Below are 15,327 nucleotides of genomic sequence, written 5' to 3' on the forward strand. Positions count from 1 at the left end.
AACTCGAGCAGAGTTAAGGCCTGGGCGCGAGCACGCTCACGATGTGGACGTCGCCGGTGACCGTGCGGTGCACCGGGCACCGGTCGGCGATCTGCAGCAGCCGCTCGCGCTCCGCGTCGTCGAGGTCGCCGACCAGGGTGATCTCGCGGTGGATCGCCTCCACCCGGCACGGGCCGCCGGGACCATCAGGACCGTCGACGGCGGCGCAGTCGTCGGGGTGGTTGCGCCGGTGGGACAGGCGCACGGCGACGTGCTCGAGCGCGAGCCGCTTGCGGTCGGCGTACATCCGCAGCGTCATCGAGGTGCAGGTGCCCAGCGCCGAGAGCAGCAGGTCGTAGGGCGTCGGCCCGGTGTCGTCGCCCACGCCCAGCGGCTCGTCGGCCCGCCAGGTGTGCCGGCCCGCCTGCACCGACTGCACCAGGCGCCCCTCGTGGGTCTCCTCGACCAGGACCGAGCCGGCGCTCTCGTCGGGCTCGTCGGGGTGCTCGGGATCCTGGGCCGTCGCTGGCGCCGGCTCGGGCAGGTAGCGCGCCGCCCAGACCGAGAGCACGCCGGCGACGTACTCGGCGTCGCGAGGCACGGTGAGCAGGTGGTCGGCGCCGTCGAGGGTGACGAAGCTCTTGGGGTGGCGCGCCCACTCGTAGAGCCGACGGGCGTTGTCGATGTCGACCTGCTGGTCGCCGGGGGCGTGCATCACCAGCAGCGCCCGCTCCAGCCCGCCCAGCGCGGCCTCGAGCCGCTGGGTCTCGACGTCCTCGAGCAGGCCGGCCCCGACGGTGAAGCGCCGCCCGGCCAGGACCACCTCGGCCCGGCCCTCTCGACGGATGCGCGCCCGGTCGTCGTCGTCGAAGACCCGGGCGACGTGCCCGGGGTCGGCCGGTGCGCCGATGGTGGCCACCGCGGTGACCGACTCGATGCGTGCCGCGGCCGCGACCACCGCGGCCCCGCCGAGGCTGTGCCCGATCAGCAGCGACGGCGCCGCGTGGCGCTCCTCGAGCGCCGACGCGGCCGCGACGAGGTCCTCGACGTTGGAGGTGAAGTCGGTGTTGGCGAACTCGCCGTCGCTGCCGCCGAGCCCGGTGAAGTCGAAGCGCAGCACCCCGAACCCCCGCTCGACCAGCCGCCGGCTGATCCGCGAGGCCGCGACCACGTCCTTGCCGCAGGTGAAGCAGTGGGCGAAGAGCGCCAGCGCGCGCGGTCGCTGCTCGGGCAGGTCGAGGCGCCCAGCCAGGTCGTGGCCGCCGGAGCCGGGGAAGGTGAACTTCTCGGAGCGGGTCACCGCTGCACCCTAGCCACTGCAGGAGTCCCCGGCCGGCCGGGGACTCCAGCGGCCGGCCGGGCCTCACCCCAGCGAGCGGGGGTCCCAGCCGTCGGGGTCGGCGGTGAAGCGGCGGATGTCGTCGAGCAGCACGGTGGACAGCTCGGGAGCGATGTCGCGATCGCGCCAGGCGACCTCGCGCAGGTGCTCGATGAAGGCGTCGCGGCGACGCACCGCGGTGGTGGTGGCCGGGTCGGGCGCTCGCGGCGCGCCGGACCTGCCGATCGCGAAGCCGACGGCGGACGCGACGACGAGCAGGACGAACGAGGCGAGCAGGATCACGTCCCGAGCCTGCCACGACGGTGCGTGGAGTCGTGCGGGTCGACGAGCAGCACCGGGCAGCGGGCCTCGTGCAGCACCCCGCGGGCCACCGGACCGAGGTGGGAGCCGAGCGGCACCAGGGGGTCGTGGCGGCCCAGGACCAGCAGGTCGGAGCTGCCGCTGGCCTCGACCAGGACCTCCGCGGGCGAGCCGCGCCGGGTCCCCACCGTGGCCCGCACCTGCATCGCGTCGACGCCGGCGGCCCCCAGGGCCTGGCGGATCTCGTCGGCCGCCCGCTCGGCCAGCTCCTGCACCTGCGCCCGCGAGGTGACGCCCCCGTCGTACATCCCCGTCAGCCGCCAGGCGTGCAGGGCGTGCAGGCTCGCGCCGCGCCCGGCCGCCTCGGCGACGGCGGCGCGCAGCACCCGTTCGGAACGCACCGGCACGTCGACGCCGACGGTGACCCGCGGCTCCTGGCCGGGAGCGTGCCCCGGGCTCCACGTCGACGGGACCGCCACGACCGGCACCCGCAGGTGGGCGCCGAGGCTGTTGGTCACCGATCGTGAGACCAGCCGGTGCACCCGGGACAGGTCGCGGTGCTGCACGACGACCATCCGGGCCCCCCGGGTGGTCTCGCGCAACGACTCCACAACCGGCCCGACGCCCAGGTCGGCGGTCAGCGCGGTCGTGGGCGGGACCACCCGCCTGGCCACCCGGAACGCCTCGTCGAGCACGCGGCGGCCGCGCTCCTGCACCTCGGGCGAGGTGACCAGGATGCTGTCGGGGCCGTGCACGAAGGCCGGCGCGACGTGCAGCAGGTGTACGCCGCAGCCCGCCCGCACCGCCTCGTCCACGGCGAAGTCGAGGGCCGCGCGACCGGCACCGTCGCTGCCGACCGCCACGACGACGGGCGGCGGGCTCGTCTCGTCCACGACTCCCCCTCAGCCCGGCCGGTGCGGGTCGACGAGCATCACCGGGCACTGCGCCTCGCGCAGCACGGCCCCGGCGACCGGGCCCACGTGGGATCCGAGCGGCACCATCGGGTCGTGCTTGCCCACGACCAGCAGGCTCGACGCCTCGCTGGCCTCGACCAGCCGCTCGGCGGCCGGCGACTGCGGGGTGCGCACCTCGACCTCGAGGCCGTCGAGGTCCAGGCCCAGCTCGACCAGCCGGTCGCGGATCTCCTCGGCCTCCTGCACCGCGATGCTCTCCCCGTGCACCCGGGCCAGCGAGGGGTCGTCGTGCAGCCCGGGCAGCGACCACGAGTGCACCAGCTCCAGGCGAGCCCCCCTCGCGCGGGCCGCGTCGACGGCGGCGCGCAGCACCGCGTCGCTGCGGTGCGGCACGTCCACGCCCGCGGTCACCAGGCCGGGCGCCGCGTCGTCGGGCGGCGCGACCCAGCCCGTCGGCACCGAGACCAGCGGCACGTGCAGGCGCGCGGCCAGCCCGCTGGTGGTCGAGCGCGACACCAGGCGACGTACGCGCGAGAGGTCACGGTGCTGGAGCACCACCATCCGGGCCGCCTCGAGGTCGGCGACGGCGTCGACGAGCTCGTGCACGACGGTGCCCAGCAGCAGCCGCCCGGTGACCGGGATCGTCTCTCCCGCCATGCCACGGCACAGGTCGAAGGCCTCGCGCAGGCTCCGGCGGCCGATCGCCTCGACGTCGACCGACTGCACCAGCACCATCTCGGGCCCCTGCGGGAGGGCGTGCACGACGTGCAGCAGGTGCACGCCGCACCCTCGTCGCCGTGCCTCGTCCACGGCGAAGGCCAGGGCCGCGTCGGCCGGCTGCTCGCCCAGGGCGACGACGACGGGGTGAGGGGTGGGCTGGCTCATCGGGGCCTCCTGGGTCCGACCCGGCTGGGTCCGGCTCCAGCCTCACGGTCCTCCGGCGCCCGCCACAGGGACCAAGGTCCACGGCTGCGCGTGCCTTGGGCCCTGGGTGGCCAGCCCAGCGGGGCACCACGGTGGAGGAAACGCGACCAGGACGCACGCGGGGAGGACCGGCATGCAGGCACTACGTCTCAAGCAGTGGCACAGCGAGCCCGAGCTGGAGGAGGTGGCGGTGCCCGAGCCGGGCCCCGGTGAGGTGCTGGTGCAGGTGGGAGCCTCCGGCGCCTGCCACTCCGACCTGCACCTGATGCACGAGTTCGAGGCGGGGGCCCTGCCGTGGGGACCTCCGTTCACGCTCGGCCACGAGAACGCCGGCTGGGTGCACACGCTGGGCTCCGGCGTGCGCGGGCTCGAGCCGGGGCAGCCCGTCGCGGTCGTCGGGGCGTGGGGGTGCGGCACCTGCCGGCGCTGCCTGGACGGCCTCGAGACCTACTGCGAGCGCCCCGACCTGGCGCCGGTGCCGGGGGGCGGCGGCGGCCTGGGCCTCGACGGCGGGATGGCGGAGTTCCTGCTGGTGCCGGCCGCCCGGCACGTGGTCGCGCTGCCCGAGGGCCTCGAGCCGACCGACGCCGCGCCGCTGACCGACGCGGGCCTGACGCCCTACCACGCCGTACGCCGCTCGTGGCCCAAGCTCGGCCCGACCGCGACCGTGCTGGTGATCGGGGTCGGCGGCCTGGGCCACCTGTGCGTGCAGGTGCTCCGCGCGACCACCGCGGCACGGGTCGTGGCCGTCGACCCGCGCGGCTCGGCCCGCGACCTGGCCCTGGAGTGCGGAGCCGACCTCGCTCTTGCGCCCGGTGACGACCTGGTCGCCGAGGTGCGGGAGGCCACCCAGGGGGTCGGCGTCGACGTCGTGCTCGACATGGTCGGCTCCGACGAGACCCTGGCGACCGGCGCGGCGTGCCTGCGCCAGCTCGGCGACCTGACCATCGTGGGCCTCGGCGGCGGGACCCTGCCGGTCTCCTTCTTCGGGGTGCCCTACGAGGCGAGCGTGCAGTCGACCTACTGGGGCAACCGCCGCGAGCTCGTCGACGTGCTCGACCTCGGGGCTCGCGGGCTGCTCCGGTCGCACACCACGCTGTACACGCTCGCAGACGCGGCCCAGGCCTACCGCGACCTGGCCAGCGGCACGGTCTCGGGACGGGCCGTGGTGGTGCCGAACGACGGGTTCCGGCCCTGACCCGCCCGGCCCCTCACTCCAGCGTGATGTCGCACTCCGCCAGGGCGTGCTCCTCGATCTCCTCGCCCGCGGCGTCCAGCTCCTCGCCCTCGAGGCCCTCGAGCGCGCTGCCCATGGCCTCCAGCTTCTCGAGGTCGGCCTCCGGGTCGCCCTCGCCGCTCATCATGGTGTCGAGCTCGTCCATGCTCAGGCCCGCCTCGTCGAGCCGGTCCTCGACCTCGGCCAAGCCCTCGTTGAGCGTCTCCCACTGTTCGGCGACCTCGTCGGGGGCGGCGTCACCGAGCTGGTCGAAGGCGTCGGCGACCTCGCCGAAGCTGACGTCGCCGCCGCTGCCGAGCGCGCCCAGCTCGTCCACGGAGTCGGCCAGCTCGGCGCAGTAGGCCTCCACGTCGTCGCCGGAGCTGCAAGCGCCCAGCGCCAGCGGCAGGCTGAGCACGGCCGCGGCCAGGAAAGCGGAGGAACGTGCCGTGCGCGTGGTCGTCATGCCCCCAGCATGCACTGCGGCGGGTGGCCGCGCAGGCGTATCGCGCGAGGCCGCGAGGCATCGTCGGACCGCGCGACGGGTACAGGGCCTGCATGGCACAGGACAGGCTCGAGGAGTACCGCGACAGACGATCGAGCACCAGCCCCGAGCCGGCGGGCAGCAGCGGTCCCGCCGGTGCGGGGCACGAGCCGGTGTTCGTGGTCCAGCGCCACGACGCCTCGAGCCTGCACTTCGACCTGCGGCTCGAGATCGAGGGCGTACTCGTCTCGTGGGCGGTGCCCAAGGGACCGTCGGTGGACCCCTCCGACAAGCGCCTGGCGCGGCGTACCGAGGACCACCCGTTGGACTACGCCGGCTTCGAGGGCCGCATCGACGAGGGCTACGGCGCCGGCACCGTCGTGGTGTGGGACACCGGGACCTACGAGAACCTGACCGAGAGGGACGGCGAGCCGCAGGAGGCTCAGGACGCCCTGGACGCCGGGCACCTCAAGGTCCGTCTGCACGGCGAGAAGCTGAGCGGCGCCTTCGCCCTGACCCACACCCGGATGGGCGGCGACGACGCGGCCTGGATGCTGGTCAAGGTCGACGACGAGGGCGCCGACCGCCGGCGGCGCCCGACGTCGACGCAGAACGAGTCGGTCCTCAGCGGACGCACCAACGAGGATCTCGCGCGCGACCCCTCGTGAGGGCTACGACTCTCGGGCCAGCCGCCGCCGGGCCGCGCCGAGGCCCTGGCCGCGTGGCAGCTCGGACCACGGGTCGCCCGCGCGCTGCAGGCGTCGGTCGAGGTCGTGCAGCCGCACCTGGTCGGGCTCGACACTGCCCAGCTCGGCCCAGGTGATCGGGGCCGAGACCGGCGCCCCGGGCCGGGCGCGCACGGCGTACGGCGGCACCAGGGTCTGCCCGTAGCCGTTGCGCATCACGTCCACGAGCACCCGCTCGCCCCTGCGGTCCTTGCGCGCCTCGAGCGTGAGCAGGTCGGGCTCGCGCTCGACGAGCACCTGAGCGACCTGGCGGGCGAAGTCGCGCACCTCGTCGAAGCCCTGGAGCCGGCGCAGCGGCACCACCACGTGGTAGCCCCGCGACCCGCTGGTCTTGACCACGGAGGTGAGGCCGAGGTCGTCGAGCAGCTCGCCGACCAGGGTGGTGGCCCTGCGCACCGCGGCCAGGCCCGGCACCGAGGGATCGAGGTCGAAGACCAGCTGGTCGGGGCGCTCGAGCCGGTCGGCCCTGCTCAGCCACGCGTGCGGGGTCAGGCACGCCTGCTGGGCCAGGAGGACCAGGGTCCGGGTGTCGGAGACCACCACCTGGCGCTGGGGCCCCTCCCCCGTGGCGACCTCGACGGTGCGCACGAAGTCGGGGAAGTGCGCCGGGACCTTCTTCTCGTAGAACGATGCCCCGCCGAGCCCGTCGGGGAAGCGCTGCATCGAGATGGGACGGTCTCGCAGGTGCGGCAGCACCAGGTCGGCGACCGCCTGGTGGTAGCGCGCCAGGTCGAGCTTGGTGACCTCCGGCGCCTCCCCTGCTCCGGGCACCAGGACCTTGGCGGGCTTGGTCACCCGGACGCCCGCCACCTCGGCCTCCTCACTCATCGGGCCTCCCTCACCACGTCGCCGGCCGGCTTGTCGTGCCGCAGCCCGAGGAAGCGCGGGTGCCGCAGCTGGCCCGCCGAGGTCCACTCCGTGAAGGCGACCTCCGCGACCAGCACCGGTCGTGCCCAGTGCACCCCGCCACGCCGCCTCCCGGACCCGGGCAGCGCGCCGCGGGTGCACGGCGACGTGGGCACCTCGAGGTCGGTGAGCCGCTCGTGGAGGTCGCGCAGCACCCTCTCGGAGAAGCCGGTGCCGACCTTGCCGGCGTAGACCAGGTCGTCACCGTCGTGGTAGCCCAGCAGGAGCGCTCCCAGGGCGACGCGTGAGCCGGTCGGCTCGCTCCAGCCCACCACGACGAGCTCCTGACCGGCCTCGCACTTGAACTTCAACCAGGCGTCCGTGCGTCCCGAGGGGTACGCCGCGTCGGCACGCTTGGCGATCAGGCCCTCCCAGCCGCGCCGGCAGACCTCGGCGAACCAGTCCTCGCCGCCGCGTACCCGGTGCGGGGTGCTGCGCAGGGGGCGCCGCCACGTCAAGAGGCCCCGCAGCGCACGCTTGCGCTCGAGCAGCGGCTCGCCCCGCAGGTCGCGCTCGCCGATCTCGAGCACGTCGAAGACGTAGAACCAGACCGCCACACCGGTGCGGCGGGCCCGCTCGGGGTCCGAGAGGTGGATGCGTGGCTGGAGCCGCGCAAAGCTGGTGCGCGAGCCCTCGAAGGCCACCACCTCGCCGTCCACCACGAACTCGGGCGCCTCTTGTGCGGCGAGCGCCTCGGCGACCTCGGGGAACGCTGCCGTGACGTCGCGCCCCGATCGGGAGTAGAGGCGGGCGCCCGACCCGTCGCGCACCGCCAGCACCCGCTGGCCGTCGAGCTTGCGCTCGTAGATCCACCCCTCGCGCCAGGAGCGCTCGTGGCTCAGCGTGGCGAGAGCCGGGCTCGGGACGCCTGCCATCGGTGCTCCTGCCTGTCGGGGTCGATCTGGTGTCGCGCTCCTGGTACCCGGTACGCACCGCAGTCATGCGTGTGGGCGACGCCCCCGTGGGGTACCGGTCGGGCATGCCGGAGCTGCCCGACGTCGAGGTCTTCCGCCGTCGCCTGGTCGAGGCCACGACCGATCGCCGCATCGAGGGGGTCGACGTGCTCGACGGCGACGTCCTGGCGACCACCTCGGCCGAGCTCGACCGGGCCCTGGCCGGCAGCCGGGTGACCGGCACCCGCCGGCACGGCAAGCAGCTCTACGTCGGCCTCGGCGACGGCCCCCGGCTGCGGCTGCACTTCGGGATGACCGGGCACCTGGCCACGGGGGCCGCCGACGAGGAGCTGCCCCGGCACACGCGGGTCGTCCTGGCCCTCTCGCAGGGGCGTCGGCTGCTGCTGGTCGACCAGCGCAAGCTGGGCGAGGTCGGCCTCGTGGGGTGCGTCGACGACGACGTGGTGCAGCGCGGCCTCGGACCGGACGCGCTCGACCTCGACCTGGCGGGCCTGCGGGCGGTGCTGGCCCGGAGCCGTGGGGCGCTGAAGCCGACGCTGATGGACCAGGGCCGCATGGCGGGCCTGGGCAACATCTACAGCGACGAGGTCCTCTTCCAGGCCCGCCTCGACCCACGGGCCCCGGCCGCGGAGGTCTCGCGCGGCGAGGCACGACGGCTGCACCGCCAGCTGCGCCGGGTGATCGAGCGGGCGGTCGCGGGAGAGGTCCGCGACTTCCCGCGCGGGTGGTTGCTGCACAGACGCGACGACGGCGCCCGGTGCCCACGTTGCGGCGGACCGGTCGAGCGCTTCACCGCCGCCGGCCGGCACGGGTTCCGCTGCCCGGCCTGCCAGTCCCGCGGGGCCTGAGCCCGGTGTGACCACCCGCACGCGTGGCGCGGTGGTCGTCCGGGTACCGGCACGACGGCACAGTCCGACGACACGAGGAGGAGCCGGATGCCGACCTGTCTCAGCACCAGGGTGCGCGCGAGCACCCGCAGCATCGCCCGTACGGTGGCCCGTCGAGGCGGTCGTCCCCTGACGGACCGGGGCGGGGCGACCGGCACGCCGTCGCACGACCTGGACGAGGCCCCGCCGTCCCTGGCCCAGGAGACGAACTGGGTGGTCAGCGGCGGGGGCCTGGTGGGCCGCGATGGCACCGAGCCCCGCCGAGCCCGCCGGAGCAGGTGACGGGGCCCGGCGCGTCGGCTCAGACGCGGGCGGACGGCTCGAGCGACGGGCCGGTCGACACGGTCGACACGGTCGCCGACGGCCGGTCCTCCTCGACCGCCGCGGCGCGGACCCAGCCACCGGTGCGCGGAGCGTCGTACACCTCGTGGTCGAGGATGCCCTCACGCTTGGCCACCAGGGTCGGCACCAGCGCCTGGCCGGTGACGTTGACCGCGGTGCGGCCCATGTCGAGGATCGGGTCGATCGCCAGCAGCAGGCCGACGCCTTCGAGGGGCAGGCCCAGCGTCGAGAGGGTCAGCGTGAGCATCACCGTGGCGCCGGTGACCCCGGCCGTGGCGGCCGAGCCGATCACCGAGACCACCACGATGAGCAGGTAGTCGGTGACCGCCAGGTCGACCCCGAAGAACTGAGCCACGAAGATCGCGGAGATCGCCGGGTAGATCGAGGCGCAGCCGTCCATCTTGGTGGTCGCGCCGAGCGGCACCGCGAACGAGGAGTAGGCGCGCGGCACGCCCAGGTTGCGCTCGGTGACCGACTCGGTGACCGGCATCGTGCCGACCGAGGAGCGCGAGACGAAGGCCAGCGAGATGGCCGGCCACGCGCCGGAGAAGAACTGGCGCACCGAAAGACCGTTGACACGCAGCAGCACGGGGTAGACCACGAGCAGCACCAGCAGCAGCCCGGCGTAGATCGCGCCGGTGAAGACGCCGAGGGAGCCCAGCGCGTCCCAGCCGTACGTCGCGACCGCCTTGCCGAGCAGGCCCACCGTGGCGACCGGGGCCAGCAGGATGACCCACCAGAGCGCCTTCTGCACCACGGCCAGTGCCGAGCGCACCACGACCAGGAAGGGCTCCGCGGCCTCGCCGACCTTGAGCGTGGCGATGCCGACGGCGATCGCGACGACCAGGATCTGCAGCACGTTGAAGGAGAGCGCGACGCTGCCGTCGTCGCCGCCGCTGGCCTGCAGGCCCAGCACGTTGGCGGGCACCAGGCCGTTGAGGAAGTCCAGCCACGACCCGCTGCTCGCGGGCTCCGAGGCCGCGTCCGCGGAGACGCTGGTGCGCGAGCCGGGCTGGAGCACCAGCCCGAGCGTGATGCCGATGGAGACGGCGATCAGCGCCGTGCCGGCGAACCACGCCAGCGTCTTCCAGGCCAGCCTGGCGGCCCCTGCGACGTCGCGGAGGTTGGCGATCGAGGCGACGATCGCCAGGAAGACCAGGGCCGGCACGACTGCCTTGAGCAGGGTGACGAAGGTGCCGCCGACGGTGGTGAGGGTCTCCGTCAGCCAGTTGGGGTCGACCTCGCCGGTGGCGGAGACGCCGTCGGGGCCCATCGAGCGGGCCACGAGGCCGAGGACGACGCCCAGGACGAGGCCGAGGAGCACCTGGACACCGAAGGAGGGCATCCGCAGGCGGCGGGTGGGGGTGGGAGCGGGCAGGGTGGAGCTCACGGGTGGTGCCTTTCGCAGCGGCCGCACGGCGTACGCCGTCGGCTCGGGGACCGAGGAGGGATGAAGGGGCTCAGTCAGCTGCGACAATCGGCGCACTGGCGCCGCTGGAGGTCGATGACGATGCGCCGCGTCAGCAGCTCACCCTCGGTCACCGGTCCTCGCACGCGGGGGCCAACCTGCGCCCCCAGGGGTTCATTCCCGCCGGACCCCGGACGTGTGCGACGACACATCCGGGTCCACGCCGCTCGGCCTGTCAGCCGACCGGTGCCTCGGCGATCCGCTTGACGGCGGCGAGGGTGCGCGGGATGCCGTCGAGGGCCTGCTCGGTGCGGTCGGCCACCTGCTCGGGCGCCTGCTCGCCGAACTTCGCCTCGAACATCGCGATCCCGGCAGGCAGGAACTCCCACGACTCGGTGAGCGTGGTGCCGTCGCCGTCGGGCGCGAGCCGGAAGCCCCAGCGCACGAAGCCGTCGCCGACCACCCAGGCGAACTCGCGGCCGCGCTCGGCCGCCACCACCACCGACCGGGTCTCCCACGTGCGCACCGGGGTCTGGTTGCGACCGGTGAACCAGGCACCCACCTGGCCCGCCTGGCTGTCGTCGTCCCACCAGCAGGCCGTGCACACCGGGCTCCACTCCCCCGTGCGCGTGATGTCGGAGACGAGGTCGTAGACCGCCTCCGGCCTGGCCTCGATCCGGACGGACTCCTCGTGGCTGCGGGGCGTGGGCTGCTCCATGCCCCCACCCTCACAGCCCGTGCGCCCGCTGTCGCCACCCGCCCGCATCTCTTGACATCTTGGTCATTTCTGTAAACCCTGAGCCCATCCCCCACCGAAGGACCCCCGATGACGCAGACCCTCCCCACCGCCACTCCGCCGACGACACCGGCGCTGGGCCTGCCCGACCCCGGCGAGCGGGTGCCCCCCGTCGCCTGGCCGACGATCGGGTTGTACGTCGGCGCCGCAACGCTGTTCGCGCTCGAGCTCTACGGGGTGCTCGGGGCCGGCTGGTCACCGTGGGCGACGGTGCCGATGGGCGCGGCCGTCACGTTCTTGATGTTCAGCGTGCTGCACGAGGCCACCCACCACGCGGTCAGCACCGACAGCCGGCTCAACGACCTGATGGGCCACCTGTCCGTGCCGCTGGTCGCGCCGTACGCCGGCTACGGGATGTTCCGCTTCATCCACATCGAGCACCACCGCAACACCAACGAGCAGAAGTCGGTGGATCCCGACGCTTGGACCAGCGAGGGCCCCTGGTGGCAGCTGCCCTTCCGCTGGGCGACCCTCGACGCCTGGTACGTCGTCTTCTACGCGCGCCGCGTCCGGCAGCGCCCCGTCGGCGAGGTGGTCGCGACGGCGGTGGCGGCCGCCGTGGTGGTCGCCGGCACCGTGGCGCTCGTGGCCGCCGGCCACGGCACCGCCCTCGTCGTGGCCTTCCTGCTGCCCCAGCGGCTCGGGCTGGTGGTGCTCGCCTGGTGGTTCGACTACCTGCCGCACCACGGACTGCCCTTCACCGGCCGCCAGGACAAGTACCGCGCGACGCGGCTCCGGGTCGGCGGCGAGTGGTGGGCCACGCCGCTGTTCGTCTACCAGAACTACCACCTGGTGCACCACCTGCACCCCAGCGTGCCCTTCTACCGCTACGTGCGCGCGTGGCGCCGCAACGAGCAGGCCTACCTCGACCGCAACGCGGCGATCTCGACCGTCTTCGGGCGCTCGCTCACCCCGGCGGAGTACCGCACGTGGCGGCGCCTGACCGATGACCTCGCCGAGGCGGCGCCGAAGCCGGGGCGTGCGACCTTCCACCCGTTGCGGGTCGCCTCGGTCGAACCGCTCACCGCCGACAGCACGGTGGTGACCTTCACGGTGCCCGCCGACCTGGCCCCGGCCTACCGGCACCGCGCGGGCCAGCACGTGACGCTGCGTGCAGTCCTCGACGGCGACGACGTACGGCGCTCCTACTCCCTCCTGCCGCCCCGTGAGGAGGGCACGCTGCGGGTCGCGGTCAAGCGGGTCGAGGGCGGGGTCTTCTCGGGCTACGTCCAAGAGCGTCTCGAGGCCGACGACATCCTCGACGTGATGACGCCGGCCGGTCGCTTCGGCCACGACGCGTCGCCCGGCGCCGCGCGCTCGTACGCCGCCGTCGCGGCCGGCTCGGGCATCACCCCCGTGCTCTCGATCCTCGACGCCACGCTCGAGGCCGAGCCCGACAGCCGGGCCACGCTGGTCTACGGCAACCGCAGCGTCGCGTCGACGATGCTGCGCGACGACCTCGAGGCCATGGTCGCCAGGTTCGGGGGCCGGCTCGAGGTGCACCACGTGCTGTCGCGCGAGCCTTCGGCCGCACTGGCCGGCCGGGTCGACGCCGACCTGGTCGACACCCTCGTCGCGCACGAGGTGGACACCTGGTTCCTGTGCGGCCCCGAGCAGCTCGTGCACGACCTGCGCGAGACCCTGGCCGAGCGCGGCCAGCACGTCCTGGCGGAGGTCTTCCACACCGAGGACGCGGCGACCTCGGTCGCGCTCGACGTGGAGAGCCGGGTGACGGTCGCCCTCGGCGGCCGCGAGACCACGTTCGAGCTGCGCTCGACGGGCGAGACCGTGCTCGACGCCGCGCTGCGGCAGGGTGTCGACGCGCCGTACTCCTGCGCCGGCGGGGCCTGCGGCACCTGTCGGGCCAAGGTGCTGCTCGGCCGCGCGGTGATGGACCAGGACCACGCACTCGACGAGGCCGAGCGCTCCGAGGGCTACGTGCTCACCTGCCAGGCGCACCCGGTCAGCGAGGAGCTGCGGGTCGACTACGACGCCTGACGTCCGCGCCGACTCCAGCAGCCGGATCAGGCGCTGAGCACCCAGTGGCCGGGTGATTCCTCGGTCCAGGTGGGTTCGGGTGGGATGAGGCCGGGTGGGTCGGGGGCGCGGGAGTGGACGGTCTGGCCGGCGGGTGAGGTGATCTCGACGTCGTGGGGGTCGAGGTCGTAGTGGTGCAGGACGCGGTGGTGCCAGCCGGGTTCTTCCTTGAGCTGGTTGCACGCGGTGCACAGGCCTTGGCCGTTGGGGATGCTGGTGGGGCCGCCTTGGTGGTCGGGGGTGATGTGGTCGTGCTGGCGGATGGGGGCGTTGCACCAGGGAGTGCGACAGGTCCGGTCGCGCAGGGTGATGAACTGGCGCAGCAGCCCGTCGAAGGTCCGCGAGGTCGATTCCATGGCGACGAGCTGGTCGGTGTCGGCGAACAGGCGCCGGACGCGGGTGCCCATCTCGGGGGCGCTGCAGACGAGCTTGCGGGCCACGGAGGCGGGGATGGGTCCGCCGGCGCCGCCGTACATGGGCACGACCTCGGCGGGCTCGTCACCGTCGCCGAGCAGTGCTTCGGCGGAGATCACGATGTTGAGCGCGACGGGGGTGTGGGTGGCGGTGATCTGGCCGGTCAGGCGGGAGACGAACAGGTCGGCCACGATCTGGGAGTGGGAGCGGTCCTCGTCGGGCTGGGTCTTGAGTGCCTCGGCGCGTTGGTGCAGGGACTGCATGATCGCGGCGGCGTGGACGTCGGAGACGACCGCGGTGATCTGGGTGGTGCCGTCCTCGCGGCGCCAGGAGGTGACGCGGCGATTGCGGTGCGCGCGCTCGCGGCGTCGGGCAGCGGCCTGGTCGTCGAGGCGCATCGCGATGCGCTGCGCGGCCAGGCGCAGCGCCCGGTCGCCCAGCGGTGCACCGGTGCCCAGCAGCTCGCCCAGGGCGGTGTCGTAGTCGGGGCGCAGCGCGGAGTGGACGTGCTCGGCCTCGCTGGCGAGGATCTCGGCGCGGTGCTCGTTGATCAGCCCGTCCTCGAGCGCTTGGAGGACGTGGGGCAGGTCGTCGACCAGGGTGCAGGCCATCGACAGCAGCCGGGTGCCGCGGTGGGGTGACTCGTGGCGAGCGAGCGCGACCTGGGCGCCGACCGAGCGGGCTGAGGCGTCGGCCTGGAGGTCCTCGAGACGAGCGGCGAGTCTGGCCTGGCGCGCAGCCAGGTGGGACTTCAGCGCCTCGAGCTCCTCCAGCATCGCGACACACTCGCCCGCCGTGGCGGGCAGCTCGTCGCTGGTGGTCATGTCTTCGACCCTAGAGGTGACCACCGACAACGACGCTGGACGTGCACGGCCCGGCGCTCGTCCTCCCGACCTGTCGCGCCGTCTGTCAGGACCGCCCTCTGCTGTCGCCGGCTCGGGCGGCCAACGTGCTCTCGATGATGCGGGTCTCGTCCACGATCGACTGCGCCGCCTCGGCGAGACGCGCGGCCGACGGATCGGGCAGGCCCTCCACGAGCAGAGCCGCGTGTGCCAGGTCGTGGCGACGGGTGTCCAGGTCGACCAGCGCCTGGACCTGGGCGACGATGGTGACGATCCGGTCGCGCAGCGCGACGCTCAGTCGTGAGCCGGGGTCGTTGTCGGCGCGCAGGCGACCCAGGTGCACCAGGCTCGCGTCCAGGACCGGTCGCTGGGCCTCGACGGCCGCGATGACGTCGGGGGCAGCGTCACCGGCACGCAGCCGGGCCAGGGCTCCCGGGAATGCCTCGTGCGCTCTGGCCGCGTCGTCGGGCACATCGACCCACGACGGCTCGGCATCCGCGGACGTGACCGTGAAGGCGGGCACGACGAAGACGACGAAACACACGAAGAACCAGAGCCCGGCCAGCACCCAGGCAGCCACCACGGGGACGCCCGAGTAGGGCACGAGCACGAAGGCAGGTGTGAAGGCGGAACACAGGAACCCGACCTTCATCACCACCTCGCTGCGCTGGCGCGCGTCGAGACCACGCTGGTCGACCGTGGGGCTGGGCACGGTGGTCGACCAGGACTCCGGCCGGGGACGGAAGAGCGCGATGTGGCGCGCGACCGCCTCGTCGAAGGTCTCGGGGACGCTGTCGGCGTGGGGGGCACTGTCGGGCTGGGCAGGCATAGGGGGCTCCTGGGCGCGGGTGGCAGGACCCGGACCCTACCCGTGTGAAG

General features: G+C 74.0%; 15 protein-coding genes. 4 read left to right on the forward strand and 11 right to left on the reverse strand.

Translation table 11 applies throughout. The annotated features are described in order from the left end of the window. Positions 1-13: 13 nt before the first annotated feature. The 4 genes from JOE61_RS00835 to JOE61_RS00850 form a co-directional block, all read right to left on the reverse strand. A complete protein-coding gene (locus tag JOE61_RS00835) occupies positions 14-1,279 on the reverse strand; it encodes a bifunctional alpha/beta hydrolase/OsmC family protein (RefSeq protein ID WP_193668733.1) in 1,266 nt (421 codons plus the stop codon). Between the two features lie 63 nt (positions 1,280-1,342). Next, positions 1,343-1,600, reverse strand: a complete 258-nt coding sequence (locus JOE61_RS00840; RefSeq protein WP_193668732.1) for a hypothetical protein — start codon at positions 1,598-1,600, stop codon at positions 1,343-1,345. Beyond that, positions 1,597-2,511 carry a universal stress protein gene (locus JOE61_RS22375; RefSeq protein ID WP_193668731.1) on the reverse strand — a complete coding sequence of 305 codons (915 nt, stop codon included), beginning with the start codon at positions 2,509-2,511 and terminating at the stop codon, positions 1,597-1,599. Before JOE61_RS22375 ends, JOE61_RS00840 begins: the two co-directional genes overlap by 4 nt. A 9-nt stretch (positions 2,512-2,520) precedes the next feature. Continuing rightward, entirely contained in the window at positions 2,521-3,417 is an 897-nt protein-coding gene (locus JOE61_RS00850; protein ID WP_193668730.1) for a universal stress protein, read from the reverse strand. A gap of 172 nt (positions 3,418-3,589) precedes the next feature. Between JOE61_RS00850 and JOE61_RS00855 the strand changes: the two genes are divergently transcribed. Next, positions 3,590-4,654 carry an NAD(P)-dependent alcohol dehydrogenase gene (locus JOE61_RS00855; protein WP_193668729.1) on the forward strand — a complete coding sequence of 355 codons (1,065 nt, stop codon included), beginning with the start codon at positions 3,590-3,592 and terminating at the stop codon, positions 4,652-4,654. A 13-nt stretch (positions 4,655-4,667) separates the two neighbouring features. On the opposite strand, the gene JOE61_RS00860 is transcribed toward JOE61_RS00855, so the two are convergent. Next, entirely contained in the window at positions 4,668-5,138 is a 471-nt protein-coding gene (locus JOE61_RS00860; RefSeq protein WP_193668728.1) for a hypothetical protein, read from the reverse strand. Positions 5,139-5,230: 92 nt separating this feature from the next. On the opposite strand from JOE61_RS00860, the gene JOE61_RS00865 reads away from it, so the two are divergent. Continuing rightward, a complete protein-coding gene (locus JOE61_RS00865) occupies positions 5,231-5,824 on the forward strand; it encodes a DNA polymerase ligase N-terminal domain-containing protein (protein WP_193668727.1) in 594 nt (197 codons plus the stop codon). Positions 5,825-5,827: 3 nt separating this feature from the next. On the opposite strand, the gene ligD (JOE61_RS00870) is transcribed toward JOE61_RS00865, so the two are convergent. Both ligD (JOE61_RS00870) and ligD (JOE61_RS00875) read right to left on the reverse strand, forming a co-directional pair. Beyond that, the gene (gene ligD / locus JOE61_RS00870) at positions 5,828-6,730 is read right to left on the reverse strand and encodes a non-homologous end-joining DNA ligase (protein ID WP_193668726.1); all 903 of its coding nucleotides are present in this window, start codon (positions 6,728-6,730) and stop codon (positions 5,828-5,830) included. Next, on the reverse strand, positions 6,727-7,683 hold the full coding sequence (ligD, locus tag JOE61_RS00875) for a non-homologous end-joining DNA ligase (RefSeq protein ID WP_193668725.1): 957 nt from the start codon (positions 7,681-7,683) through the stop codon (positions 6,727-6,729). The genes ligD (JOE61_RS00870) and ligD (JOE61_RS00875) overlap by 4 nt, the downstream gene beginning before the upstream one ends. Positions 7,684-7,787: 104 nt before the next feature. Here ligD (JOE61_RS00875) and JOE61_RS00880 point away from each other — a divergent pair, with 104 nt between their 5' ends. Beyond that, on the forward strand, positions 7,788-8,570 hold the full coding sequence (locus JOE61_RS00880) for an Fpg/Nei family DNA glycosylase (protein WP_193668724.1): 783 nt from the start codon (positions 7,788-7,790) through the stop codon (positions 8,568-8,570). Positions 8,571-8,910: 340 nt separating this feature from the next. On the opposite strand, the gene JOE61_RS00885 is transcribed toward JOE61_RS00880, so the two are convergent. Together JOE61_RS00885 and JOE61_RS00890 are read right to left on the reverse strand one after the other, a co-directional pair. Beyond that, positions 8,911-10,341 (reverse strand): dicarboxylate/amino acid:cation symporter, encoded by a 1,431-nt coding sequence (locus JOE61_RS00885; protein WP_307822729.1) that lies wholly within the window; start codon positions 10,339-10,341, stop codon positions 8,911-8,913. 253 nt (positions 10,342-10,594) lie between these two features. Further along, the gene (locus tag JOE61_RS00890) at positions 10,595-11,077 is read right to left on the reverse strand and encodes an SRPBCC family protein (RefSeq protein WP_193668723.1); all 483 of its coding nucleotides are present in this window, start codon (positions 11,075-11,077) and stop codon (positions 10,595-10,597) included. 108 nt (positions 11,078-11,185) lie between these two features. Between JOE61_RS00890 and JOE61_RS00895 the strand changes: the two genes are divergently transcribed. Next, complete coding sequence (locus JOE61_RS00895) at positions 11,186-13,153, forward strand: fatty acid desaturase (protein ID WP_193668722.1); 1,968 nt, start codon at positions 11,186-11,188, stop codon at positions 13,151-13,153. A 26-nt stretch (positions 13,154-13,179) separates the two neighbouring features. On the opposite strand, the gene JOE61_RS00900 is transcribed toward JOE61_RS00895, so the two are convergent. Further along, positions 13,180-14,430: an HNH endonuclease gene (locus JOE61_RS00900; RefSeq protein ID WP_193668721.1), complete on the reverse strand. Its 1,251-nt coding sequence runs from the start codon at positions 14,428-14,430 to the stop codon at positions 13,180-13,182. Positions 14,431-14,515: 85 nt separating this feature from the next. Further along, entirely contained in the window at positions 14,516-15,277 is a 762-nt protein-coding gene (locus JOE61_RS00905) for a hypothetical protein (RefSeq protein ID WP_193668720.1), read from the reverse strand. Positions 15,278-15,327: the final 50 nt, after the last annotated feature.

It is taken from the genome of Nocardioides salarius (assembly GCF_016907435.1).
Taxonomy (GTDB): Bacteria; Actinomycetota; Actinomycetes; order Propionibacteriales; family Nocardioidaceae; genus Nocardioides; species Nocardioides salarius.

What these genes read in the sequence shown, in the direction of transcription:
- ligD (WP_193668725.1), bottom strand. Translation starts at nt 7,683, where the DNA reads ATGGCAGGCGTCCCGAGCCCGGCTCTCGCCACGCTGAGCCACGAGCGC.
- JOE61_RS00855 (WP_193668729.1), top strand. Translation starts at nt 3,590, where the DNA reads ATGCAGGCACTACGTCTCAAGCAGTGGCACAGCGAGCCCGAGCTGGAG.
- JOE61_RS00865 (WP_193668727.1), top strand. Translation starts at nt 5,231, where the DNA reads ATGGCACAGGACAGGCTCGAGGAGTACCGCGACAGACGATCGAGCACC.
- JOE61_RS00895 (WP_193668722.1), top strand. Translation starts at nt 11,186, where the DNA reads ATGACGCAGACCCTCCCCACCGCCACTCCGCCGACGACACCGGCGCTG.
- JOE61_RS00900 (WP_193668721.1), bottom strand. Translation starts at nt 14,430, where the DNA reads ATGACCACCAGCGACGAGCTGCCCGCCACGGCGGGCGAGTGTGTCGCG.
- JOE61_RS00850 (WP_193668730.1), bottom strand. Translation starts at nt 3,417, where the DNA reads ATGAGCCAGCCCACCCCTCACCCCGTCGTCGTCGCCCTGGGCGAGCAG.
- JOE61_RS00860 (WP_193668728.1), bottom strand. Translation starts at nt 5,138, where the DNA reads ATGACGACCACGCGCACGGCACGTTCCTCCGCTTTCCTGGCCGCGGCC.
- JOE61_RS00905 (WP_193668720.1), bottom strand. Translation starts at nt 15,277, where the DNA reads ATGCCTGCCCAGCCCGACAGTGCCCCCCACGCCGACAGCGTCCCCGAG.
- JOE61_RS00890 (WP_193668723.1), bottom strand. Translation starts at nt 11,077, where the DNA reads ATGGAGCAGCCCACGCCCCGCAGCCACGAGGAGTCCGTCCGGATCGAG.
- JOE61_RS00880 (WP_193668724.1), top strand. Translation starts at nt 7,788, where the DNA reads ATGCCGGAGCTGCCCGACGTCGAGGTCTTCCGCCGTCGCCTGGTCGAG.
- ligD (WP_193668726.1), bottom strand. Translation starts at nt 6,730, where the DNA reads ATGAGTGAGGAGGCCGAGGTGGCGGGCGTCCGGGTGACCAAGCCCGCC.